The following is a 2,190-nucleotide window of genomic DNA, read 5'->3' on the forward strand; positions in this document are numbered from 1 at the left end:
ACTAAGGGTGTAGGTGCAATTTAGTAATGTCCGGTTTGAGCAATTTTAAAATGTCCTCTTATGCTTAATGAACACGCTGAGCTTTGAGGACCTCAACCGATGCTAATTCCCATGAGTGACCGAGACATTAATCGTTTTAAAGTGCTGCAAGATGTTCGCGAACGCCGCCTTCGTCAAATTGATGCAGCCGACATACTCAACATAAGCCCTCGACAAGTTCGGCGTTTATTGAGTCAGTTAAGCCAGTATGGGGCTTCTTCCTTAGCACATGGGTCACGTGGCCGACCGAGCAACCGACGTTATCCTGATGCTTTTCGGGCTGAGGTTCTGAACATCATACGAACTCAATACGCTGATTTTTCGCCAACATTTGCTTGTGAGAAGCTGACGGAACAACACAACTTGGTCCTGTCTGTCGAGACACTGCGTCAGTGGATGATCGCCGATGGTCTCTGGGTGCCACATTCGCAACGTCAGCCTCGTGTTTACCAACCCCGTTATCGTCGTGACTGCCTAGGCGATCTGGTTCAGATTGATGGCTCACACCACGATTGGTTTGAAGGACGCAGCCCTAAGTGCTGTCTCTTGGTCTACATCGATGATGCGACGGGCCGTTTGATGAACCTACGCTTCAGCGATACCGAATCTGCCTTTGATTACATGGTGGCCACACGGGAATACCTAGATCAACATGGCAAGCCTGTGGCTTTTTACAGCGATAAACACTCGATATTTCGAGTCAACCAAGAGCATCTCAAAAAAGTGGGATTAACCCAATTTGGTCGTATTCTCGATGAGCTTGGGATTGAACTGATTTGCGCGAACAGCTCTCAAGCCAAGGGGCGTGTTGAGCGAGCGAATAAGACGCTACAAGACCGATTAATCAAGGAGATGCGTCTACAAGGCATCAATACCATTCAAGAAGCGAACGCATGGCTGCCCTACTTTATTGAGGATTTTAACCGCCGCTTTGCTAAGCCTGCCAACTACCCTAAAGATCTTCACCGCCCAGTTCGAGAAAGCCAGGATGAGCTGGATGATATTTTCGCTTGGCAGACCACACGTAAACTCTCGAAGTCGTTGACATTCCAATATGACAAAGTGCTTTATCTGATTGAAGATACGGAGAAAAACAGTCGGCTTGTCAATGAAGTGGTCAAAATACTCGACTATCCCGATGGTCGAATTGCTGTCCAGTATGGCGAGAGAAAGTTAAGTTTCAGAACCTTTGATAAGCTGGCTAAAGTGGACCAAACTCAAGTCGTCGACAACAAAAGACTGGGTAAAGTCCTTCAGTTTGCCCAAGAGAAACAAGAAGAGTTTGATAAGGCGCAACTTAGGGAAAGAAGTCAAAGTGCGCCTAAACGTACGGCTCAAAAGCGTGCACTGGCTCAGTTAAGGGCATTAAACCCGGTTCTAGCTGACCCTGATAGCTTTGTGGCAAGCAAACAAAGGTAAGTCCTCATGAGCACTTGAGGGAAAAATTTAAGTGCTCAAATATGGGCTATTACTGGTACTTAAACTGACATTGATCTGGATTATTGGACAAGCACTCTTTTATCGGTGTTCCAGGGAACCATTGACCATCCCACTCTCCTGACACCGATTGAAGATTATCTGCTCGATGATTATCTCCTATCTTAAGGTCTAGAAGGTTCCTATCTAGGGTTAAGTCATCATTTGTATTGCCATAGTAACAACGCACCAAATCCGACCCTATAGCAGCTCTGACACCGACAAAAGTATTGGGCGTATTATTGTAAAAGCCATAATATCGATTCATATCTGGCTCGATCCAAATATGCCTATCGGCTGTAATTGCTGTAAATCGGTGATACCTTTCATTTAACTCGTTCACTGTTGGGCAAGAGGTTGTAGTCCACGAATCGTCCGCAAAACTCGGAGCAGAAGCGAGTACCGTCAACAGCAACATGGTTTTTTTCATGAAAAAGATTCCTTAACATATTGTAATTAGACAATATATTGTTAGGGATTTATAGCTATCGGTATAGACAGATTATTCCTACTTGAAGTCTTGAAGTAATTCACAACATCATCCACTACTCTATAACCGGACATTTCTACTTTGGAGGGAACAGGACATTTTAAACTGGGATTGACAAAGGGAGGCAAAAAAGAAAGGTAACTTTGTACGTTAATTCAATCAGTTACCTTTACTTTTTGTCTCTT

Annotated in this window: 2 protein-coding genes; one reads left to right on the top strand and one right to left on the bottom strand. The window is 44.5% G+C overall.

The genetic code is table 11. The annotated features are described in order from the left end of the window. The first annotated feature begins 111 nt into the window (after nt 1-111). Nucleotides 112-1,458, top strand: coding sequence for an ISNCY family transposase (locus IX95_RS25620; RefSeq protein ID WP_152562082.1), 1,347 nt, complete (start codon nt 112-114; stop codon nt 1,456-1,458). A gap of 49 nt (nt 1,459-1,507) precedes the next feature. Here the strand turns inward: IX95_RS25620 and IX95_RS25625 are convergent, their stop codons facing one another. Beyond that, nucleotides 1,508-1,945 (bottom strand): DUF3757 domain-containing protein, encoded by a 438-nt coding sequence (locus IX95_RS25625; protein ID WP_038165196.1) that lies wholly within the window; start codon nt 1,943-1,945, stop codon nt 1,508-1,510. Between the last annotated feature and the right edge of the window lie 245 nt (nt 1,946-2,190).

The sequence above is a fragment of the Vibrio sp. B183 genome (assembly GCF_000740665.1).
Taxonomy (GTDB): Bacteria; Pseudomonadota; Gammaproteobacteria; order Enterobacterales; family Vibrionaceae; genus Vibrio; species Vibrio coralliilyticus.

What these genes read in the sequence shown, in the direction of transcription:
- IX95_RS25620 (WP_152562082.1), top strand. Translation starts at nt 112, where the DNA reads ATGAGTGACCGAGACATTAATCGTTTTAAAGTGCTGCAAGATGTTCGC.
- IX95_RS25625 (WP_038165196.1), bottom strand. Translation starts at nt 1,945, where the DNA reads ATGAAAAAAACCATGTTGCTGTTGACGGTACTCGCTTCTGCTCCGAGT.